The organism is Actinomadura spongiicola (assembly GCF_003432485.1).
Taxonomy (GTDB): Bacteria; Actinomycetota; Actinomycetes; order Streptosporangiales; family Streptosporangiaceae; genus Spirillospora; species Spirillospora spongiicola.
Genome location: NZ_QVNQ01000008.1, coordinates 87,989 through 107,823, shown reverse-complemented (window position 1 = coordinate 107,823; position 19,835 = coordinate 87,989). Strand labels below are relative to the sequence as shown.

The 19,835-nt window shown below is 66.2% G+C and carries 19 protein-coding genes and 1 pseudogene; 6 read left to right on the top strand and 14 right to left on the bottom strand.

The window, feature by feature from the left end:
• Positions 1 to 26: 26 nt before the first annotated feature.
• Together D0T12_RS24695 and D0T12_RS24690 are read right to left on the bottom strand one after the other, a co-directional pair.
• On the bottom strand, positions 27 to 1,193 hold the full coding sequence (locus D0T12_RS24695) for an epoxide hydrolase family protein (protein WP_117402076.1): 1,167 nt from the start codon (positions 1,191 to 1,193) through the stop codon (positions 27 to 29).
• A gap of 126 nt (positions 1,194 to 1,319) precedes the next feature.
• On the bottom strand, positions 1,320 to 2,588 hold the full coding sequence (locus D0T12_RS24690) for an outer membrane protein assembly factor BamB family protein (protein ID WP_117402075.1): 1,269 nt from the start codon (positions 2,586 to 2,588) through the stop codon (positions 1,320 to 1,322).
• A gap of 293 nt (positions 2,589 to 2,881) precedes the next feature.
• On the opposite strand from D0T12_RS24690, the gene D0T12_RS24685 reads away from it, so the two are divergent.
• Positions 2,882 to 3,859, top strand: coding sequence for a DEAD/DEAH box helicase (locus D0T12_RS24685; protein ID WP_117402074.1), 978 nt, complete (start codon positions 2,882 to 2,884; stop codon positions 3,857 to 3,859).
• Here D0T12_RS24685 and D0T12_RS36720 read toward each other — a convergent pair.
• The 8 genes and pseudogenes from D0T12_RS36720 to D0T12_RS24650 all read right to left on the bottom strand — a co-directional run.
• Positions 3,824 to 3,913: pseudogene (locus D0T12_RS36720) on the bottom strand (DUF397 domain-containing protein); the annotation flags it as partial. The gene D0T12_RS24685 and the pseudogene D0T12_RS36720 overlap by 36 nt on opposite strands.
• Positions 3,903 to 4,091, bottom strand: coding sequence for a DUF397 domain-containing protein (locus D0T12_RS24680; RefSeq protein WP_117402073.1), 189 nt, complete (start codon positions 4,089 to 4,091; stop codon positions 3,903 to 3,905). The gene D0T12_RS24680 and the pseudogene D0T12_RS36720, both read right to left, overlap by 11 nt.
• A 19-nt stretch (positions 4,092 to 4,110) precedes the next feature.
• Entirely contained in the window at positions 4,111 to 4,299 is a 189-nt protein-coding gene (locus tag D0T12_RS24675) for a DUF397 domain-containing protein (protein ID WP_117402072.1), read from the bottom strand.
• Complete coding sequence (locus D0T12_RS24670; protein WP_117402071.1) at positions 4,296 to 5,177, bottom strand: helix-turn-helix domain-containing protein; 882 nt, start codon at positions 5,175 to 5,177, stop codon at positions 4,296 to 4,298. The genes D0T12_RS24675 and D0T12_RS24670 overlap by 4 nt, the downstream gene beginning before the upstream one ends.
• Positions 5,178 to 5,639: 462 nt before the next feature.
• A complete protein-coding gene (locus D0T12_RS24665) occupies positions 5,640 to 6,149 on the bottom strand; it encodes a hypothetical protein (RefSeq protein ID WP_117402070.1) in 510 nt (169 codons plus the stop codon).
• The gene (locus tag D0T12_RS24660) at positions 6,149 to 6,595 is read right to left on the bottom strand and encodes a hypothetical protein (RefSeq protein WP_117402069.1); all 447 of its coding nucleotides are present in this window, start codon (positions 6,593 to 6,595) and stop codon (positions 6,149 to 6,151) included. The genes D0T12_RS24665 and D0T12_RS24660 overlap by 1 nt, the downstream gene beginning before the upstream one ends.
• Complete coding sequence (locus tag D0T12_RS34975; protein ID WP_147339622.1) at positions 6,592 to 8,415, bottom strand: hypothetical protein; 1,824 nt, start codon at positions 8,413 to 8,415, stop codon at positions 6,592 to 6,594. Before D0T12_RS34975 ends, D0T12_RS24660 begins: the two co-directional genes overlap by 4 nt.
• Before the next feature lie 657 nt (positions 8,416 to 9,072).
• Positions 9,073 to 9,519, bottom strand: a complete 447-nt coding sequence (locus D0T12_RS24650) for a hypothetical protein (protein WP_117402067.1) — start codon at positions 9,517 to 9,519, stop codon at positions 9,073 to 9,075.
• 179 nt (positions 9,520 to 9,698) lie between these two features.
• On the opposite strand from D0T12_RS24650, the gene D0T12_RS24645 reads away from it, so the two are divergent.
• On the top strand, positions 9,699 to 10,604 hold the full coding sequence (locus D0T12_RS24645) for a helix-turn-helix domain-containing protein (RefSeq protein ID WP_158581619.1): 906 nt from the start codon (positions 9,699 to 9,701) through the stop codon (positions 10,602 to 10,604).
• Positions 10,605 to 11,105: 501 nt separating this feature from the next.
• On the opposite strand, the gene D0T12_RS24640 is transcribed toward D0T12_RS24645, so the two are convergent.
• Together D0T12_RS24640 and D0T12_RS24635 are read right to left on the bottom strand one after the other, a co-directional pair.
• A complete protein-coding gene (locus tag D0T12_RS24640; RefSeq protein WP_117402065.1) occupies positions 11,106 to 11,402 on the bottom strand; it encodes a hypothetical protein in 297 nt (98 codons plus the stop codon).
• A 31-nt stretch (positions 11,403 to 11,433) separates the two neighbouring features.
• Positions 11,434 to 12,972: a toxin glutamine deamidase domain-containing protein gene (locus tag D0T12_RS24635; protein WP_158581618.1), complete on the bottom strand. Its 1,539-nt coding sequence runs from the start codon at positions 12,970 to 12,972 to the stop codon at positions 11,434 to 11,436.
• A gap of 533 nt (positions 12,973 to 13,505) precedes the next feature.
• Here D0T12_RS24635 and D0T12_RS24630 point away from each other — a divergent pair.
• The 4 genes from D0T12_RS24630 (at position 13,506) to D0T12_RS24615 (ending at position 17,838) form a co-directional block, all read left to right on the top strand.
• Positions 13,506 to 14,063, top strand: a complete 558-nt coding sequence (locus D0T12_RS24630; RefSeq protein ID WP_117402063.1) for an SMI1/KNR4 family protein — start codon at positions 13,506 to 13,508, stop codon at positions 14,061 to 14,063.
• Positions 14,064 to 14,172: 109 nt separating this feature from the next.
• On the top strand, positions 14,173 to 14,403 hold the full coding sequence (locus tag D0T12_RS24625; RefSeq protein ID WP_117402062.1) for a hypothetical protein: 231 nt from the start codon (positions 14,173 to 14,175) through the stop codon (positions 14,401 to 14,403).
• A 430-nt stretch (positions 14,404 to 14,833) separates the two neighbouring features.
• Complete coding sequence (locus tag D0T12_RS24620; RefSeq protein WP_117402061.1) at positions 14,834 to 16,639, top strand: McrB family protein; 1,806 nt, start codon at positions 14,834 to 14,836, stop codon at positions 16,637 to 16,639.
• A complete protein-coding gene (locus D0T12_RS24615; protein WP_117402060.1) occupies positions 16,636 to 17,838 on the top strand; it encodes an McrC family protein in 1,203 nt (400 codons plus the stop codon). The genes D0T12_RS24620 and D0T12_RS24615 overlap by 4 nt, the downstream gene beginning before the upstream one ends.
• A gap of 83 nt (positions 17,839 to 17,921) precedes the next feature.
• On the opposite strand, the gene D0T12_RS24610 is transcribed toward D0T12_RS24615, so the two are convergent.
• Both D0T12_RS24610 and D0T12_RS24605 read right to left on the bottom strand, forming a co-directional pair.
• Positions 17,922 to 18,377 carry a hypothetical protein gene (locus tag D0T12_RS24610; RefSeq protein ID WP_147339620.1) on the bottom strand — a complete coding sequence of 152 codons (456 nt, stop codon included), beginning with the start codon at positions 18,375 to 18,377 and terminating at the stop codon, positions 17,922 to 17,924.
• A gap of 279 nt (positions 18,378 to 18,656) precedes the next feature.
• On the bottom strand, positions 18,657 to 19,523 hold the full coding sequence (locus D0T12_RS24605) for a hypothetical protein (RefSeq protein ID WP_117402058.1): 867 nt from the start codon (positions 19,521 to 19,523) through the stop codon (positions 18,657 to 18,659).
• Positions 19,524 to 19,835 lie beyond the last annotated feature (312 nt).

Here is a 19,835-nt window from a genome sequence, read left to right as displayed (position 1 = left end):
GGACGGACGGCCTCGAAAGAGGTGGGTCAGCGCAGCGAACGGAAGAAGGCGCGGACGTCGCCGGTGAGCAGCTCGGGACGTTCCATCGCGGCGAAGTGGCCGCCCTCGTCGAAGTCGGACCAGTGGACGATCTTGTTGGCCTGCTCGGCGTACCGGCGGATCGCGACGTCCTCGGCGAAGCAGGCGACACCGGTCGGGGTGGTCGGGGGCTCGGTGTTCCACGAGCCGCCCCCGTGCAGGTTCTCGTAGTACATGTTCGCGGCCGAGCCGATGGTGTCGGTGAGCCAGTACAGCATCACGTCGGTGAGCATCCGGTCGCGGTCGATGGCGGTCTCCGGAAGATCGGCGGACGGGAACGTCCACTCCTTGAACTTCTCGACGATCCAGGCGAGCTGGCCGACGGGGGAGTCGGTGAGCCCGTACGCGAGGGTCTGCGGCCGGGTCGCCTGGATCTGGAAGTAGGCGCTGCCGTCCTGGTGCCAGTTCGCGAGCCGGTCGAGGCGGGCGAGCTCACGGTCGTCGAGGCCGGCCTTGTCCTCGTCGGACACGTCCCCGAACGGGATGAAACCGAAGGTGGCGGCGTTCACGTGGACGCCGACGACGTGCTCGGCGTCGATACGGCCGAGCTCCGGCGCGACGAACGCGCCCATGTCACCGCCCTGCGTCCCGTAGCGGTCGTACCCGAGGCGGCTCATCAGCTCGGCGAACGCGCGGGCCACACGGTCGGTGTTCCAGCCCGGCTCGCCGGTCGGACCGGAGAAACCGAACCCCGGCATGGACGGGATGACGACGTGGAACGCGTCGGCGGGGTCGCCGCCGTGGGCGCGCGGGTCGGTGAGGGGCCCGATCATGTCGAGGAACTCGACGATCGAGCCGGGCCATCCGTGGTTCAGCAGCAGCGGCAGCGCGTCGGGTTCGGCGGAGCGGACATGAATGAAGTGGATGTTCTGCCCGTCGATCTCGGTGGTGAACTGCGGGTACCGGTTCAGCTCGGCCTCCTGGGCACGCCAGTCATAGGTGGTGCGCCAGTACTCGGCGAGTTCGCGCAGGTAGTCGCCGGGAACGCCACGCTCCCAGGCCGCCCCGGGCAGGGCCGCGCCCCACCGGGTGCGGGCGAGACGGTCGCGGAGGTCCCGCAGGTCTGCTTCCGGGACGTCGATGCGGAACGGGCGGATCTCGCTGGAGACGGTCATGATGCTCCCCTGATCGGAACGGATCGTTCTGTTCTCACTATAGCAGAACGGAATCATCTATTCCAATAACCGGGTGGGCGAGAGTGAGGCGGCCACCTCGACGGCGATCGCCACGGGGCGGCCGGCTCACTTCCTGCCGGCAGGCTTCTCCTTCGGCGGCTCGAAGGCGGCGAGCACCGGCTCGGCGCCCGCCCTGGAGCCCTGCCGGACCAGGATGAAGCGCCCGTTCGCCCAGTACAACCGGGCCTCCCGCCTGATCATCTCCTCGATCCCGGTCATCGACGTGGGGATCGCCATCAGCTCCGTCGACCTCCCGGTGCGCGGGTCGAGGGCGACCACGGTGCCGGGATCATCGGCATGGCCGCGTCTGCGCGACGGGATCGGCGGATGCGCCGCGATCAACCGGCCGCCCTCCCAGGCCACCGGGACCAACTCGGCCCCGTCCTCGATGTCGCTCTCCCACAGGCGGCGTCCCGTGCCCAGGTCGTGGGCGACGACCTTCTGCCCGCTGAACGTCCCCGACGACACGCGCAGGTACGCCGTCGTCCCGTGGAGCACGAGCCCGTTGCACCACGTGACCTCCCCGTCCGCGCAGTGGACGTGACGGCTGGTGTCGCGGCTCAACTTCACCCGCCCCACCGGGGCGCCGGTCTTGTCCAGCATCATCACCTCCTTAACCTCCCCGCCGTACTCGTCGCCGATGCCGACGACGACGGGGTCCGTCGAGAAGATCCCCGCCACCCCGGTGTCCTCACCGAGCTGCCGGGTCCACCGCGGCCTGCCGTCCTTCGCGCCGAGCAGCTGCATCGCGGTGGTCATGCCGCCCCGGCACCTCAGCTCGGCGACCAGCGCGGCACCGCCGCCGACCCCCGAGTACAGGCAGCCGTCGAGCAGCCCGATGTGCCGCCAGGCGGGCCTGCCGTCACGCAGCCGGAACGCGTTGATGCCCTCGTCCTCCCGCTGCACCGCGACGAACCCGTCCGCGATGACCACCTGGGTGTCCTTGTCACCGCTGGAGTCCCACGCGGGCAGCGGCCGCTGCCACACCGCCGTGCCGCGCACGACATCGATCACCTGGACGCGGTCGCACTTGAGCGTCCCACCGCCGTGCAGCACCGCGATCCGTCCTCCCGCCATGTGCTTGGACGCGGCGCACAGGTCCCCGGGCAGCGCCACGGCCCAGCGCTTCGTCCCGTCCATCACGCCGTACCCGACCACCTGCCGCGCGGCGGCGAGCACCAACACGTCCCCGGACGGCCACGCCAGGGGATCGTGCGGCGCCGGCGGCGCCTTGGCATTGTCGAGCCACCACGCCAACCTCGCCGTCGGCCCCGACGATGTTCCGCCACCGAAGAAGACGTCCCGCACGACGAAGAACGCCATGACGGCGAACATCACCGGAAAGATGAGAAAGACCAGATACCGAGGGTCCTGAAGCTTCCGGCGACCCCGTTCAGACCCCGGTGGCGGACAAGAGGAGTCAAATGGCGAAGGCACGCGTAGTTCCTACCACGAACACCCATTCCCGAGGCGCACCTGGGGCCAATTCGTGTTAACTCGATCAACAGATAGATCAAGAGACATACTGGTTTGACGGCCGCCCCGCGGGCGGCCACGGTTTCCCGGAAGCTTGTCACCCGGCGGCTTTCCGGGGCCTCATTTGAGGAGCCGTGAACGGGAGGGGCGGGATGGACGTCTTCGGCGTGCACGACCGGCTGATCAAGGACTATTCGGAATTCACCTCCTCCCTTGTCCAGGTCCGCGACGTGAAGATCGCCGACCATCTGCGGGACGAGCAGGAGGACAAGGTCCGCTGGCCCGACCCCTGGCTGTCGCTCAACCCGAACTTCGAGCCCGGCGGCACCGTCACCGAGCTCGTCGCGCGGGACGTGCTGCACCCCCACTGCGCACGCTTCTTCCGCGCGAAGAAGCACGAGGCCGACGACGGCGCCCGCACGCTCACCCTTCACCGGCACCAGCGGGACGCGATCGAGGCCCCGAAGTCAGGTGACAGCTACGTCCTGACGACCGGCACCGGGTCCGGCAAGAGCCTCACTTACATCGTCCCCATCGTCGACTCCATCCTGCGCGACCCGGAGCCCGGCCGGATCAAGGCGATCGTCGTCTACCCCATGAACGCCCTGGCCAACAGCCAGCTCCACGAGCTGGAGAAGTACCTGACGTGGGGCATGGCCGCCGACGACCGGCCCGTGACGTTCGCCCGCTACACCGGCCAGGAGGGCGAGGAGGAACGCGACCGGATCCTGCGCCGCAAGCCGGACATTCTGCTGACCAACTACGTGATGCTGGAGTACCTGCTGACCCGCCCGGTCGAGCGGCAGCAGCTCATCGGCGCCGCGCAGGGCCTGCGGCTCCTCATCCTGGACGAGCTGCACACCTACCGGGGACGGCAGGGCGCGGACGTCGCGATGCTGGTCCGGCGACTGCGGGACGCCTGCGACGCGCCCGGCCTCCAGTGCGTCGGCACCTCGGCCACCATGGCGACGGGCGCGACGTTCGCAGAGGCCCGAACGCGTATCGCGGCCGTCGCGTCCAGGCTGTTCGGCGCGGACGTGCGACCGGACCGGGTGATCGCGGATGCCGATGGTGCCCCTGTGGCTACGGGCCACCTCGACGCACCCGCCGTCAGGGTTGCTGTGCCGTGACTTGCGCCAGCCGTGGAAGGTCTTCGTCACGTACCCAATCCTGTCAGGTGCCACGACGAATGTGCTCGAGGAAACGAGCCCATTCGGCCGGTGAGAACTCGAGGATGGGGCTGTGGTGAAGCTTGGTGTCGCGGACTCCGATGGTTCCGTGGATTGCTCGGCCCACCTCGATGCAGTGGCCGTTGGGTTCGCTGTGGCGTGACTTGCGCCAGCCGTGGAACATCTGGGTCATGTCCGTGATCCTTCTTGGCTTAGGCGTCACGGCGGATACGTTCAAGGAGTTGTGCCCACTCGGGGGTGGAGAACTCGAGGATGGGGCTGTGATCGAGCTTGGTGTCTCGGACTCCGATTGTGCCGTCGCTGGCTCGACCAGCTTCAATGCATCCGCCGTTCGGTTCGCTGTGACGTGACTTGCGCCAGGAGGAAAAGTTCTCGGTCATGGCATCGATCCTGTCTGGTCGGAGAGCCTGTTGGCTACCTGATCGAGAAAGGTCGTGCTGTCTTCCCGGGACAGGGCCGCCTCACGGAGACGATCGTACATTCCCGCGTAGCGTCCCACCTCACCGCGCTGGGTAACGACGTGATCGACGGTGACGGTGTCGATCACTGCGATCGGTGAGTCGCCTGGTTCTGCGAATGTGTAGAGGTAGAACGCTGACTTCGGCAGGAACCCTCCCGGGACACTGGCGTCGTAGCGAAGTACACGGACGGTGATTCGTTCGTGCTCCGCAACCACTTCGACCATGTGCCGGAGTTGGGCGATCTTCGCTCGCGGGGGTACGGAGAGTCTATGAATCACGCACTCGTCTAGGACGGTCTCGTAGGACGGGCCTCCTGGCCGAAGTAGCTCGCTTTGCCGTCGCATACGCGCTTCGGTCATGCGCTCTGGAAGGTAGTCGAGCTCTCCGTGGCATCTATCTAGGTCAACGAGAGCGGATATGAACTCGGGGGCCTGGAGGACGGCAGGCATCACGGTCTGGTTGTACTCGCGGACAGTGTCGGCGCTGTACTCGAGGTCCGCGTAGAGTTTCTGGCGGGAGCCCATCGACATGCCGTACCGGTCCCACCAGCCCCTTTCTGCGGCCTCGCGGGTTAGCTTGAAGAGCTTGTCGTACTGGTTGCCGGTCACTTCGAGGAGGTCCAGGATCTTGAGGATCTCGGCCACGTCAGGGCGTCCCTGGGCGTTTTCCAGCCTGGAGATCTTCGAGCGGGTGTAGTACATCAGGTTGGCCAGGGCGTCGGTGGTGAGGCCACGGCTTTCGCGGAGTTTGCGGATCTCGACTGCCAACTGACGGCGGCGGAGGTAGGGGCTTGGCATGATCGTCCTCCCGATATCGCGTCGGACACGACCCGTGGTGATCGCTAACGTTGTGCGATCCTTCGACTATCGAGCAATCATATGGTCACGCTCAGTCAAAGTCGCGACATGTAAGCGCGGGATCGAAAATCAGCACGTCCACGATTCGAGCACCATAGATTCAAGCCCACTCGGCCGACACCAATATCACCGAATAGCAGCAAATGCCGGATTCGAATTCAAGCGTTCGCGCCCTATCCTTCACCGCATACCGGCCGAACCGTCCAGAACAACCACATGCAGACAAGCAGGCCGATCTCTCCCAACTGCGCCCCCGCCTCGCTAGTGCGTGAACGGCAAGGTTCGTTCATATGCGGCGTGTCGGTTTTATCCGGCCTCCCAGAACCTGACTCGCCGCAAGTGAACGCATCCAGTGAACCTTGGCGGACACCGGGGCCGGTCGCTCTCTCCAGGCCGCCGCTCTCAGACCGTCCCCGAGGAAGGCGCAGCAGACGCCTCGGCCCGCCGCGCCACCAGCCACTCCTCGGTGTACGCGACAGCCTCATCAATAAACTGCTCCAACTCCGCTCGACCGAGATCGGCTTCGGTGATGAGGTAGAGGAGGACGTAGACCTCGGCATGAAGGGCGAGGCTCACGTCGTCCGGGCCACCGTCTTTTAACGGGGGTGCGCCGATGGCACGGCGGATCATGTCCTCGGCCACGAGCGGGTTGATCAGACCTGCCTCCTCGCCGGACTTGATCCGTAGCTCGGCTACGAAACGCACGATGTCGCCTACGGTGTAGGCTGGTGCGAATTTTCGGCGCACCGCGACGTTAAATGCCCCATAGAGCAGCGACATGTAGCCTGCCGCCGTCTCATCGTCCTTTTGCATCTCGCTTTGTAGGGACGCCCACGTCACCGGCCCCTCCAAGAGGAACGCCCGTAACGCCAGGATATTTTTCTCGCGAATTTCGACGGCTGAATAGTCCACTATTCAAGCATCTCTTCCGCGTCCGCACAAATCTTTCTCATGAAGGCATTGAGTTCAGCTTCGTTGTAGCGGGCCTGTGCCACCAAACCGGCCAACAAGATGATTTGGTGGCGTGTAATAGCGCTGCTATCTATCCCGGAAAGCGAACCTTGGCCCAGTGCATGCAGGATGATTCGCTCTGCCACGTCGGGGTTTACTTCGTCCGGAGAAGACTCACTTCTTGCGCGTACCGTAGCGATGAAGTCGATGACCTCAGAACGATCCGCAACTTTGCCGTCTTTGACAAAGCGCCGCTGGATCGCTTCGAAGAGTCCGGCGGCGAGCAGCGCCGCGTATCCGATGTGATCGGTCTCGTCGAGTGCGTTGAACAGCCGAAGGTGCTCTTCTGCGGGTCGTCCCGCGAGTTGAACATGCAGGGCTTCGACTTGCCTATCGTTTATGGTCATTCTTCCTTGTTCCTAGATCGTTTCCTCAAGCCGAAACCTAGACGAACTAGTTCCGTCCCCAAGATGACGCTGCCGATGATACCGACCAGTGCGTCGCCAGCCTTGAGTGGCTGTTCCACGCTGTTGATATGGTCCGAAATGTTACGACCAATGCATGGCTGTGACTTTGGGGGACGTGCATCGAATTGTTCGAGCGCAGGCTTGGCGGTCTCGTTGACGTCCTTCTTGAAGGTTGGGCCGGCCTCCATCATCTCCCGGCGTAGGTCCCTAGGACTACGCGGCCGCTCGGGGTCTCGCTCGCGCGGGTCGCGGTCTGCGGGGTCGTCCTCGGGGCGGCGGAGCTCGCCGCGTCCCGGCGTATCGGTGTGAACCTCATGGCGACTCGATGGAATCGGCTTGCCGTCGCTGTCAACAGGGATGGTGATGCGTTCCTTGTAGCGGCTAGGCTCGATTTCTGTCGACTTTTCTTCATGGGAAGCTAACTTTTTGCCAGATTTCGTCGTTTCACCGGATTGGCCGGAGTGTTCAGTCTCTTGGATCGCCGGCTCGGTGTTGTCGTCTTCGGCTTTCTTACCACGGTCGTTGTCTTGGGCGTCGTTTTCGGCGCGGGGTTCTTGCGCTCCGGTGGGCTGGTCGGTGGTCTGGCCCTCGGGAGCGGATGCCTGTTCGCCGGTCCGGTTGTCGGGTGGGGACGGTGTGTGGTCGGTGTCCCCGTCCGGGGCCTGCGGGGTGTGTTCGGCGTCGCGTGTCGGCTCTGTGGTGTGGTCACCCGGCCGGGGGTCGCCTGGTGTGGTGTCCGGGCGGGTCTCCGGCTGCCCTGGGGATGCCTGATCGGTGGCCTGTCCGGTCTGTTCGGGCGGGGTTTCGCCGCTGTCGCCCAGGGAGGCGCGTGCGTCCCGGGTGTCCTGCTCGGTGGTGGCGGGTTCGGGGGCGTCCTGCCGGGGGAGGGGCTGGTGTTTCCGGTCTTGGGGGCGGTCGGCCTCGGTGGTCCGGGCGGCTGGTCCCTCCTGATCGCGTTCGCCGGAGGCGGTGCGGCTGTCGTCGGAGGTGCCGTCGTCCTTCTGCGGTTCGCTCTGGTCGTTGTCCTGGCTGAGGGTCTCGGGTTTACCGGCCGCTTCGCCGTTCCGGGATGTGGCGGGCCCGTCCTCACGGTCGGTGGCGGGTTCGGTGCCGTCGGTCTGGCGGTCCTGTGCCGCGTGTTGTTGGGCTTCGCGGGCACGGGCGAGGCTCTCCAGGCGGGACGGCTGCTCGGGTGATCCCGGCATGTCGCGTTTGGGCCATTCGCTGGTGGCGGGCTGTTCGGCCCGTCCGCTCTCGGACCCGGCTTCGCTGTTGCCGGAGTCGCGGTCCTTGCCGCTTTCGGGTGCCCGGGCGTCGGCGGGTTCGTCGTCGCGGTCCCGTCCGGTGGTGGCGCTGGTGTCCTTGGTTTCGCCCCGCTGGGTTCCGTTGTCCTGCTGGGCCTCACGAGCTCGCGCTTGGCTTTCCAGCCGGGACGGCTGCCCGGGTGATCCCGGCATGTCGCGGTACTGCTGGTCGCGCGGGCCGGGCCGTTCGCCCCCACCTTCGCCGCCGGAGTCGCGGTCCTTGCCGCTCTCGCGTGGCTGCCCATTGGTGGTCTGGGGCTTGTCGTGGCGTTCCCCGCCCGGCGGGCCACCGTTGTCCTGCTGCGCTTCGCGGGCGCGCGCCCGGCTCTCTAACCGGGATGGCTGCTCGGGCGAGCCGGGATTGTCGGCCGGGGGCGTGTACGGCCGTTCGGACGAGGCCGGCTTGTCGCTGTTCTCAGTACGGGTGTCGGTCCCGCTGCCGTGCTCCACGCCCACGCTCGCAGCCCTTCCGGTTGGGGGACGCGAACCGGCCCGGACGGGATCGTCCAGCAAACCGTTCGCCGGGCGTGCCCCTCAACGCGCGGGGCCGACATCCAAGGACACACCGCCCCCTATGAAATCGTGCACGTCCAAACTTTGCACCCTTCAGGATCACCCACACCGCACCCGCCCTCCGCCTCAGTGGACTCCATCTCCCGAAAACGATCACATCGTCCCGAGTAACGGCCCCAACATGGCGAACACAGATATCGACGGGCCACCATTCAAGCGATGCGAACATGTCCCAAATGTTCGGATTGTGGGGTGGCGGGCTCGGTCCGGGCACCGGGTGTCCGGCGACAGCACGGTGCCCCGGCAGGGGCGGCCGCTGCCGCCTCCTGGCGTCCTCGGTGTCCAGCATGGCCCTGAAAGATCGTTTGAAGCGGGGGAGTTCAGGACTGGGAGGTTTCTCGTCGGATCGCCGATTCCTCTGGCTGAGGGGCTACCGCTTGCCTATGCCGCCTCGACGTTTGTCCTGCTCATGCGCAGAAGGCTCCGACCAGGAAGCCCTGGTCGGAGCCCGTGTTGTCCTGCGCTTCGAGATCACCGATGGTCGGGTGACCTTATCGGGACTTCCGTGTGCCTTCGACGACTTGTCGAGACGGCGGCGGATCAGGCCGCTCGGACTCGGCGGAGCTTGCTGGACCAGATCCAGCCGATGTTGTCGGCCGCCTTGGGAGCGGCGATCGCCGTGTACCACCTCTTCTCGCGCTTGTTGTAGTAGGTCCAGCGCGCGCAGTAGGGCGACTTGACCACGTGGCCGGGACGCTTCCAGACCTTCCTGGGCTTGATGTGCTTGATCTTCGTGGGCTGCTCGAACACCTCCACCCGCTTGGTCCCCTTCACCTTCCAGCGCGGACACTTCGCCTTCGCCGTGCTGGACGCGGCAGCGACGGCATGGGTGCTGATCTGCGCGCCCGGCGACGGGACGGGGGACGCTGCGACACTGTCGACGGCTCCGCCCAGGAGCGCTCCACTGACCAGAAGACCGACGGCTCCGGAGAGAGCTCGGTGTACGCCCCGTCCGTTGTTGGACGAATTGGTGGAAACGTTCTCCATGGCATTCCCTTCTGGGAGACTATGTGGCCGTGAGGTTCACGCCCACGACTTCAAGAGTTGCAGTGAGCGGAATGTCCCGCCACACAAAATGTGAACGAGATAAAAAACGCTGTGACCTGCGGTTTCCCGTGTGTGTCTTGTCCCGAGTGGGGCGCGCGGGACAAGAAAAGGAGACATGCATGGCTGCTGACACGACTCCGACCTCTCCGGAGGAGATTGCAAAGCTCCTGAGGGACGTGAGGGAGTCCACCGGTCTGACTCTGAGGGAGTTCGAGGAGGCGACCGGATTTAAAGCCAAGACCTGGAGTGCTTACGAGAACGGAGGCCGCAAGAATGGTGTTCCGTCGGCGATGCTCCAAAAAATTCTAGATCTGGATGAGAGTGTTCGCGGTCGGCTTCGGCGTGACCTGCTCAAACGCGTTGAGGAGGTCCTGGCCGAACGGAAAGCGGCCAATCAATCGTCCGACGAGCCAGCCGAGCCGCCTGCTCGTTCAAAGGTCTATCGCCACCGCTTCGAGAACGAACTGGTGGTCAAGATAAAGAACCATCGGTTGGCCGTCCCCGCCGCTGGCGGCCTCGCCATAGCAATCCTCATCGGAGCATGGATCGGTTTGCACTTCAGAGATACTGTGTCCGAGCCGCCGACATCCGCGACCGCGCCGGTCGCTCAGCCCAAACACAACCCGGAGCCCACTTTCCAGCCCCGTCCGCCTGACGCGTCCACCAGTCTGCGACCTACGTCAGCGGCCCCCGTTCCATCGCCAACCCGCACCGCACCGGCAGCCCCGGTGGAACCTCAAAAGACTGCGCCGGCCCCGGTCGCCCAACCTTCCGTACCCCCACAGCCCACAGAATTGAAACGCGGCTGCCAGTGGGAGGTAGTCAGGTCGTCGGCTCGTGTCTTCGAGAACCCGGATTCCAGCGAGCGCTCACTGAAGGAAAAGGAAAGTGGTGATGAAGTTGGTCCATACTGCACGACTTGGCGCAACCCAAGAGATGGTATTACCTATCTGGCCGTGACGACCAAGGCCGCCGCTGACAAGATCGGCTGGATGAATAAGACCACACTGGTGAGGATTTCGTAGGATGACGCGACGACGCTGGCGGCACTCTCCTGGTTCGGGTGGGCTCATCGCCAGGGACGGGGCAACGCCGTCGGCCGTAACCGTGACCTGCGGCTTTCCAGCCGGGACGCCTGACCGGGCGAATCGGGGATCGTCGGGCGGGGGGCGCGTACGGCCCGTTCGGACGAGGCGGGTTTGTCGCCGCTCTCGTGCGGGTGTCGGGCTCGCTGCCCTGCTCCACGTTGCCCACGCTCGCAGCTATTCGATCCGAATGAACACGGCGGCCAGGTCACGCCCGCCTGACCCTTTGGCGCGGTCGAGTTTCCAGGTCTGCTCGCCGAGCGAAGAAGTGCAGTGTGTAGTCGTCCTCGGTGGCGATAACGACCGTGGGTCGATCGTCGTCCTGCCTTTCGCGGGCGGAGAAGATCTTAATGCTTCCCATTGCCGGTGGTGGCTCGACCAGCTTCAATGCATCCGGGTACGGGCTGAAGGCTTACATCCGGACGTGTACGATGTTTTTGGTCAGTACCGAAGTGTAGGGCTTGGGTTTGGTCTGCTGCGGATGGACGGATCAGTTGCGATCAATACCGATGGTCGGGACTCCACCCGACCGTCTTCCTTGAATACGATCGTCACTCCACCCACGGTGGAGAAGGCAACGTCGCCGCCAACGATAAATTCGTATGCGTCGATGTTAAACACGTAGAACTCGTCGTTTTCGACGATCATGCGATCGTCCAGGCAGAAGGTGCCGTTCGTCCATCCGGGTTCGAACCGCTCCCGGACGGTCTCGCGGGCTTGCTCGTAGGTCACTGCCATGCCTTATCTCCAAGGTGTGAGTTAATGGGATTCAGGGCTCTAGAAAGCGTGCGACCGCTCTCTTTGGCGGCGTCGGTAGGTTGTCAAGCCTTAGATAGTGCGTGTTGGTGCCCAACGCAAAATAGTGAGAGGCGTCCGGCACCGAAGGCGTGGGCTGGCCGTCGACGAAACGTACATTTCCTCCAACGTTCTCCACGTTGAAGACATGCGCGCCACCTCGGTTCCAGCCGATATAGACGATACCCCGTGATCCCGGTTCTTTGAACGCGTCTTCGATGTCCGCCTTGGAGCCAGGAACAAAATTGTCGCCCCACGCTCGCTCAATAACTGTCAGTGGCCGACCTCCTTGTCCGCCTTCGTCCGTCCGTAGCGACCTTTCCAGCGGTCCGGCCTCTACATCAGAGCCGCGCCGCTGTAACTCGTTCGCCTGCACAACACCGGTACAGTTTTCGGAGTATGCAGACCTGGCACAGTCGAATTTAGGATTGACCTTGTCCAGGATACTGTCGATCTCGGTGTTGATCTTATTATCGGTGAGTTCAGCTAGTTCTTCCCCCAGCTTACGTTGAGGGGCGTCGCCGGGACCGTCGCTGTCGGCGCGGGGTTCTTGTGGTCCGGTGGGCTGGTCGGTGGTCTGGTCCTCGGGGGCGGTTTCCTGTTCGCCGGTCCGGTTGTCGGGTGGGGCCGGTGTGTTGTCGGTGGTCCCGTCCGGGGCTTGTGGGGTGTGTTCCGCGTCGCGTGTCGGTTCTGTGGTGTGGTCGCCGGGTCGGGGGTCGCCTGGTGTGGTGTCCGGGTGGGTCTCCGGCTGCCCTGGGGATGTCTGGTCGGTGGCCTGTCCGGTCTGCTCGGGCCGGGTTTCGCCGCTGTCGCCCAGGGGGTTGTCTGCGTCCGGGGTGTCCTGCTCGGTGGCGGCGGGGTCTGGAGTGTCCTGCCGGGGGAGCCGGTCCTGGGGGCGGTCGGTCTCGGTGGTGCGGGCGCTTGGTGCTTCGTGGTCGGGTAGCCCGGTGGTGGTGCGGCTGTCGTGGGAGGTGTCGTCGTCCTTCTGCGGTTCGCCCTGGTCGTTGCTCTGTCCGAGGGTCTCGGGTTGACCGGCCGCTTCGCCGTTCGGTGATGTGGCGGGCCGGTCTTCGCGGTCGGTGGTGGGTTCGGTGCCGCTGTTGGTTTGGCGGTCGTGTGCCGGGTGTTGTTGGGCTTCGCGGGCGCGGGCGAGGCTTTCCAGGCGGGATGGCTGCCCGGGTTGGCCTGGCATGTCGCGTTGGGGCCATTGGCTGGTGGCAGGTTGTTCGGTCCGTCCGCTCTCGGTCCCGGCTTCGCTGGTGCCGGAGTCGCGGTCCTTGCCGCTTTCGCGTGGCTGCCCGTTGGTGGTCTGGGGCTTGTCGTGGCGTTCCCCGCCCGGCGGGTCCCCGGTGTCCTGTTGTGTTTCGCGGGCGCGCGCCCGGCTCTCTAACCGGGACGGCTGGCCGGGGGAGCCGGGATTGTCGGGTGGGGGCGTGTACGGCCGTTCGGACGAGGCGGGCTTGTCGCTGTTCTCGGTGCGGCTGTCGGTCCCGTTGCCGTGCTCCACGCCCACGCTCGCAGCCCTTTCCGTTGGAGGACGCGAACCGGCCCGGACGAAATCGTCCAGCGGGCCGTTCGCCGGGCGTGCCCCAACGCGCGGGGCCGACATTCAGGACACACCGCCCCCTATGAAATCGCGCACGTCCAAACTTTGCGCCCACCAAGAATCACCCACACCGGACCTGCCCTCCGCCTCAATGGACTCCATCTCCCGAAAACGATCACATCGTTCCGAGTAACGGCCCCAACATGGCGAACACAGATATCGACGGGCCACCATTCAAGCGATGCGTACATGTCCCAAATGTTCGGATTATGGGGTGGCGGGCTCGGTCAGGGCACCGGGTGTCCGGCGACAGCCCGGTGCCCCGGCAGGGGCGGCCGCTGCCGCCTCCTGGCGTGCGAGGATTTCGTAGAATGATGCGACTACGAAGAACCTGTATTTTGGGCGGGGCAGAATAATTCAATACTTGCGGCCCGAAGTGCCGCTCCCGGTGCGGGTGTCGGTCTCCTCGCGCGGCCGAAGGATCTGGCAACATCGCGGTCATGACCGACATCGACGACATCGTGCAGCGCGTTGCGGCGCGGGCCACGTCGGACGGCGACAGCCTCCCCACCCGAGTGAGCGACGAGCGGATCGCGGAGGCGGAGAGGCAACTGGGCTTCGCGCTGCATCCCCTTCTCGTGCGCCTGTATCGCGAGGTCGCCGATGGCGGCTTCGGCCCCGACTATCAGCTGCTGCCCCTGCTCGGCCCAGGCTCCAGCGTTGTCGGTGAATACCTCGAGCGGCGTGAGGCGTCCGTTGGCGTGCGGTACCCGGAATGGCCCGAAGGCGTTGTGCCGATCCTGACGTGGGGCTGTGGCATGTATGCGGGTATTGACTGCTTCAATGAGGCCGGTCAGGTCCTGCTCTTCGAACCGAACCCCTACGGTGGCGGGTCTTGGGACGAGTGCTGGTTCCTCGACTCCGCCAGCCTGGAGGCGTGGCTGGAGACCTGGCTGGCGGGAACGGGCTGGTTCGAGGAGGACGCCTCCGACCAAGGCGACCTGGTCGAGCCGCAGCCATGGACCGAGGCCGCGACCCGCTTGCCCACCGGTGCCTGATACGACAGTCCGGGCTCGGGAGCTGAGCCGGAATGGGGCGGCCGTACGGAGCCGCTACACTACGAATAACTCGCAGAGATTCCGTGGTCACGTCAGGAAAGCATCTGTCATGTCGCCCTCCGTCGCCTACGGTCGTTGGCTTTCCTTCGGAGTGAGTGCGGTGCTCGCTCTCCTGCTCTCTCCGATAACGGCGATCTTCGCGACGCTGATCGGTCTGGTGGGGTTCCTCGGCACGCCGCTCATATCGAAGAACCAGCGAACGACCATTGCCGTGGCCATCTTTGGAGGGCTCGTCGTGGGCAGCATTCCGTACCTCGCGGGCGGTTTGCTCATCCAGTGACCGAACGGGCCGGTCGCCGCGCAGCGGGCGAGCGGTCAGTGCTCCTTCACCAACAGGCGCGCGCGTCGGCGGGCAACTCGGTATGGAGGGATATATCGATACATAGTTGGGCAAACGGGTCGACATTGCCTGATGGCTGGAATGTCATGCTCGGTTCTGTCAACCTCGATCCCGTGACGAGTCGGAACGAGATCACCGCGGAGATGGTCTTCGGCGCCGTGCGGCTCCTGATCGGCGATGCCCCCGCCACGGCGCCGACGGGCATTCGCTACCGCGAACTGCATGATCGTTTGCTGGGGACGATTCCCGACCTCGAAGCCCGCTGGCGGCAGATCGGAGGTGATGCCTGGTACGACTCCTCCTATCTCGCTCTCCAGTTCGCGAGTATCGGGCTTGTCAAGGCGGGGTGGCTGCACAAGAGTCGGCGGAAGTGGTTTTCGACCGGTCTGGGGCGCCGAGCGATCGAGGAACACTCGGACGCTTCGGCCTTCTACGCGGCGTTGGGGCGCGCGTACGACTACTGGGACGGCACAGGGACCGTTTCCAGCGCGCGACGGCGCTGGCCGAGGCGCTGCCAGAAGGGCGGTGGACCCCCCTCACGGACATCGCGTCCGAGGTCGGTGTCGAGTCCCGCGCGCTTGTCGGACTGCTCCTGGGAGACCGGTCCGAAGGCTGGCACAGGCTGCTCACCGACGATGGTGGCCTGCCGGGGGAGGCGCACCTCACCGAGGCCGAACGTGAGGACTGGCTCGACCTGCTCGCCGACGACGGGGTCCTGGCCCCGGACGGTCGCGCCGACGCGCAGCGTCGGATACCGGCATCCGAGCTCGCCGCGCGACTCGGACCGGCCGGCGGTGGCGAGCGGACGCGCCGCGCGTGGCTGATCCGGGCGTCCATCGTCCCCGGCGGTGACCTGATCAGGGACCTGTGGCTCCCCGAAGGCGTGTGCTCGCTGGCCGCGTCCCGGCTCCGCGATCTACCGGCGGGAGCGTCCCGCGAGGAGGTCGCGGACGCGGTCCGGGAGGACTATTCCGGCGCGGGCACGGAGGAGAAGACGCAGCGGACCGCCGAATTCCACGCCTTTCTCTCCCGGATGAGAGAACACGACATCGTCGTCACCAACGACGGCAGCAACGTCCACCTCGGGACGATCGACGGAATCCCGACCTTCGTCAGCAGCGTGGGGGAGCACGCCAACCTGCAACGCCCCGTGAAATGGCACGACGCCGACCGGCCCGTCGACTACGACGACCTTCCCGACGAGTTCTCCGTCCTGGTCGGCAACCCGGACCTCTCCGTCGTCGAACTGACCGGGTTCTTACCGGAACTCGAGAAACTGCTGGGCGAGCCCGTCGACGTCCCCGAACGGACGATGCGGCTCCCCGATGTCACCGTCGAACTCGCCCATGACCTCCTGGTCGACCAGGGCTGGCTCCAGGAATGCGTCGAACTGCTCCGCGAACGGCCCCAGCTCATCCTCTACGGCCCGCCCGGCACGGGGAAGACCTACCTGGCGCGGCACCTCGCCCGCCACCTGACCTTCGGCCGACCGGAGTGCGTCCAACTCGTCCAGTTCCACCCCGCCTACTCCTACGAGGACTTCTTCGAGGGCTACCGGCCCGCCAAGGCCGACGACGGCACCGTCTCGTTCGACCTGGTGCGCGGGCCGTTCCGCAGGCTTGTGGCCGCCGCCCTCGCCCACCCGGGACGGCCCTACGTGCTGATCATCGACGAGATCAACCGCGGCAACCTCGCGAAGATCTTCGGTGAGCTGTACTTCCTGCTGGAGTACCGGGACGACCGGGTCAACGTCCTGTACGGCGCCGCCGACGACCACGGCTTCTCCCTGCCGCGCAACGTCATCATCATCGGCACGATGAACACCGCCGACCGGTCCATCGCCCTCGTCGACACCGCCATGCGGCGACGGTTCTGGTTCACCGAGCTCCACCCCGACGCGCCGCCCGTCCGGGAGATGCTCGCCCGGTGGCTCCACCGGGAGGAGATGCCGGACGAGCCCGCGCGGCTGCTCGCCGAGCTCAACAGCCGCATCGAAGACCGCGACTTCAGAATCGGCCCGTCCTACCTGATGCGGAACAGCGCGGCCACCGAGGCCGGGCTGGAACGAATCTGGCGAACCCAGATCCTCCCGCTGTTGGCGGAACACCACTACGGTGACGGCACCGACGTCCCCGCGCGGTACGGACTGGACGCACTGCGCAGGCGGCTGACGTGACCGTCGTCCAGCTCCGGGAGAACGGTCCCTGGACCGAGCACGAGCTCACACCGGAGCAGGTCACCGCCCTGTCCGCAGCCGGGCTGGCGCGCGTCGCGCCGGGGCCGCGCCCCGGGCTGTGGCGGGTCCGCGACAACGGCCTCGTCGGCGCCGCGAGGGCCGGTCCCGCGGGTGATCCGGTCGAGATCCGCGTCGAGCCCAAGACGCCCATTGATCGGCTCCTCTTCCTGCTCGGCCACGCCCGCGGCGTTCGCGGGTGGCGGCAGGAGGAGGTGGACGCCGAAGGGCGGCCCGACCTGCTGCCCGCCCTCGCGCACGCGTTCGCGCGGGCCGCCGAACGGGCCCTGCGGCAAGGCGTACTGCTCGGCTACCGCGAGACGGAGGAGGCCCTGCCCGTCGTGCGTGGACGCATCCGCGTGGCCGACCAGCTCCGGCGGCGCCACGGGTTCCCCGCTCCGGTCGAGGTGCGCTACGACGACTACACCACCGACATCCCCGAGAACCGGCTGCTGCTCGCCGCCGCGCACAGGCTCCTCGTCCTGCCGGACGTCCCCGCGGCCACCCGTGGGCTTCTCCGACACCTGTTGCTGCGGCTGGACGGGGTGGAACGGCTCGTCCCCGGCCGCCCGCCGCCCGCCTGGAGCCCGTCCCGGCTCAACACCCGGTATCAGACCGCGCTCGGGTTGGCGGCCCTCGTCCTGCGCGGAGCGTCCTATGAACTCGACGACGGCACCACCGTCCGGGTGGACGGGCTGATGCTGGAGATGTGGCGGGTCTTCGAGGACTTCGTCTGCGTCGCCCTCGCCGAAGCGCTCCGTCCGTACGGGGGCACGGTGAAACTCCAGGACAAGCGTCACCATCTGGACCGCGCACGCCGGGTACCTCTCCGACCCGACCTCGTCGTCAACACCGCCGACGGGCGCCCCTCGACCGTCGTCGACGCGAAGTACAAGACCGGGGACACGCCCCAAGGCGACCTGTACCAGGTTCTGGCCTACTGCACGGCGATGAGGCTCCACCGTGGCTATCTGGTGTACGCCTCGAAAGCCGAGACGCACACCCATGTCATCACCGGCACCGACGGTCTTCGGGTCGCGGAGACCGCGCTGGACCTTTCGTCGTCCCCGGACGGGCTCCGCGCCCAGGTCGAGCGGCTCGCACACCGCATCGCCGTGGTGGACGCCGCCGCCGTACGCTGACCGCGCTCATCCCGGACGCCGGCCCAGGGCGTCGCGGGGCCCGAAGAGCGGATCGGTCGGCCGTTCCCCGTTCGCGGCCCCGCTCACGGCTGCGTGATCATCTCGGCGCGCCGTGCGGCGAGCCAGTTGCCGGTGTAGGCCACGACATCGTCGATGAACCGGTCCAGTTCGGCGTCGGAGAAACCGGCCTCGGCGACGAGGTAGAGCAGGATGTGGGCCTTGATGCCCAGGACGGTCGTCAGGTCCTGCGAGCCGTCGTCGTCCAGTGGCGAGGCGTCGACGGTATGGCGGATCACGTCCTCGGCCACCAGTGGGTTGATCAGGCCCGGTTCGTCCTGGTGGCTGATTCGCAGCTCCGTGACGAAGCGCATGATCTCGGCCGCGTCGCAGTTCGGCGGGAACCTTCGGCGCACCGCGACGCTGAACGCCCCGAGGAGCAGGGACACGTACCCGGCCGCCGTCTCGTCGTCCTTGCGGAACTCACCGTGGAGGGGCTGCCACGCCGAGGGCCCGTCCAGCAGGAAGTGGCGCAACGCCATGATGTTGTTATAGCGAATCTCAACCAGCGAATAGTCCATTGACCGGGATCTCTTTCGCTTCGGTACCGCGCTGAGCAGCGTGCGCACACGAACCGAATCACGATCGGGAGCGCCGCATACTCCGGCGGGTGCGGTGGTCGGGGGCTTTGCCATTCTTATCACGGTCGTCGTCGAAGGTGAGGCTGTGTTCGTAAAGTTCGTAAAGTTCGTACGGCCCGGCGCGCCGGGCCGTGGCCTTCCTGCCATGACCGGACCACGGACTCCGCGCGCCGTCCGTGGTCAGTCCGTGCGGTTGTCCTGTGCGTCCGGGGGGTGCGCGCCGCGGGCGGGTCGGTGGCGTGGACGGTCGGTCTTGGGTTCGACGCGGATCGACGAATGGCCGTAACCGGTCCGGCGGGTGGGAAGCACGCCGGGGACGCTCTCGCTCGCCATGAAGGCCAGGCTCTGCCGGAGGTACTCGCGGGGGCCCGGGTTCAGGTGGACCGCCCAGGACGGGTCGGGCTCGTGCCGCAGCCAGGCGTAGCAGGCCAGCGCGTAGCCGAACTCCCGCTGGGTGAGATAGCCGAGCCGTGCGGCGCCATCGTTGCGGGCCGCGTTGAGCATACGGTCGTCCAGGTGGCCGAGGGGTCGCACGGACCAGCCCCGGGCGGCCGCGCCGAACCGGAACGCGGCGTTCGTGGTGAAGATCCCGAAGCCGAAGAACACGGTGAGCAGGTCGGTAAGCCGCTCGCCATCCTTGCGGTCGGGGTCGACGCGGCCCTCACCGAGAAGCCGGACATGGGACATCTCGTGCGCGATGATCGCTGTGAGGTACCTCGCGTCCGCGGCCTCCGTACGGTCCAGGCCGATGATCGTCTGACCGTCCTTGACCCGGTAATGCCCGACGACGCGTTCCGTCCTTCGTTCCGCCGACCCGCCTTCGTTCGCCCGGTCGAAGAGTTCCAGGGTGAGTTCGGACGCGACGATCGCCATCACCTCGCACACTCCGGCCACCAGGTCCGCGATCTGCGTGGGCGTTCCCGCGTACCCGTGGGGCAGGAAGCCCGAGGTCGGCAGGACGGGGCCGCGCACGATCGGCGCCAGGCCGAACTCGTGGACGCACCAGTTCAACCACTCCTCGATCCATGCCCGCTGGGCCAGGCTCACCGGGCATCTGGTTTGCTCCTTTCGCAGCCAAGGGGGTGGTTCTTCCGAATTTCTGTACATCATGCTCCCGCCCGATCCGTTTCGACGTGGGTCGGCAGCATTCTCTCCGCGTACTCCCCGAATCTGGCCGCGGTCGGTGAATAGGGGAGATAAGAGGACCTGCGCCATTCGGGAGGACGAAATTTGTACAGGTGAAATTCGAGAGTCTGACGGCCGTCCGTACCAATCCTCCGGCCGGGGCCCAGGTGTGCGAATTCTTCGTGCACGGGAGGCAACATCCTGTGACGATCGATGCGCGGACCTGGGGTGACC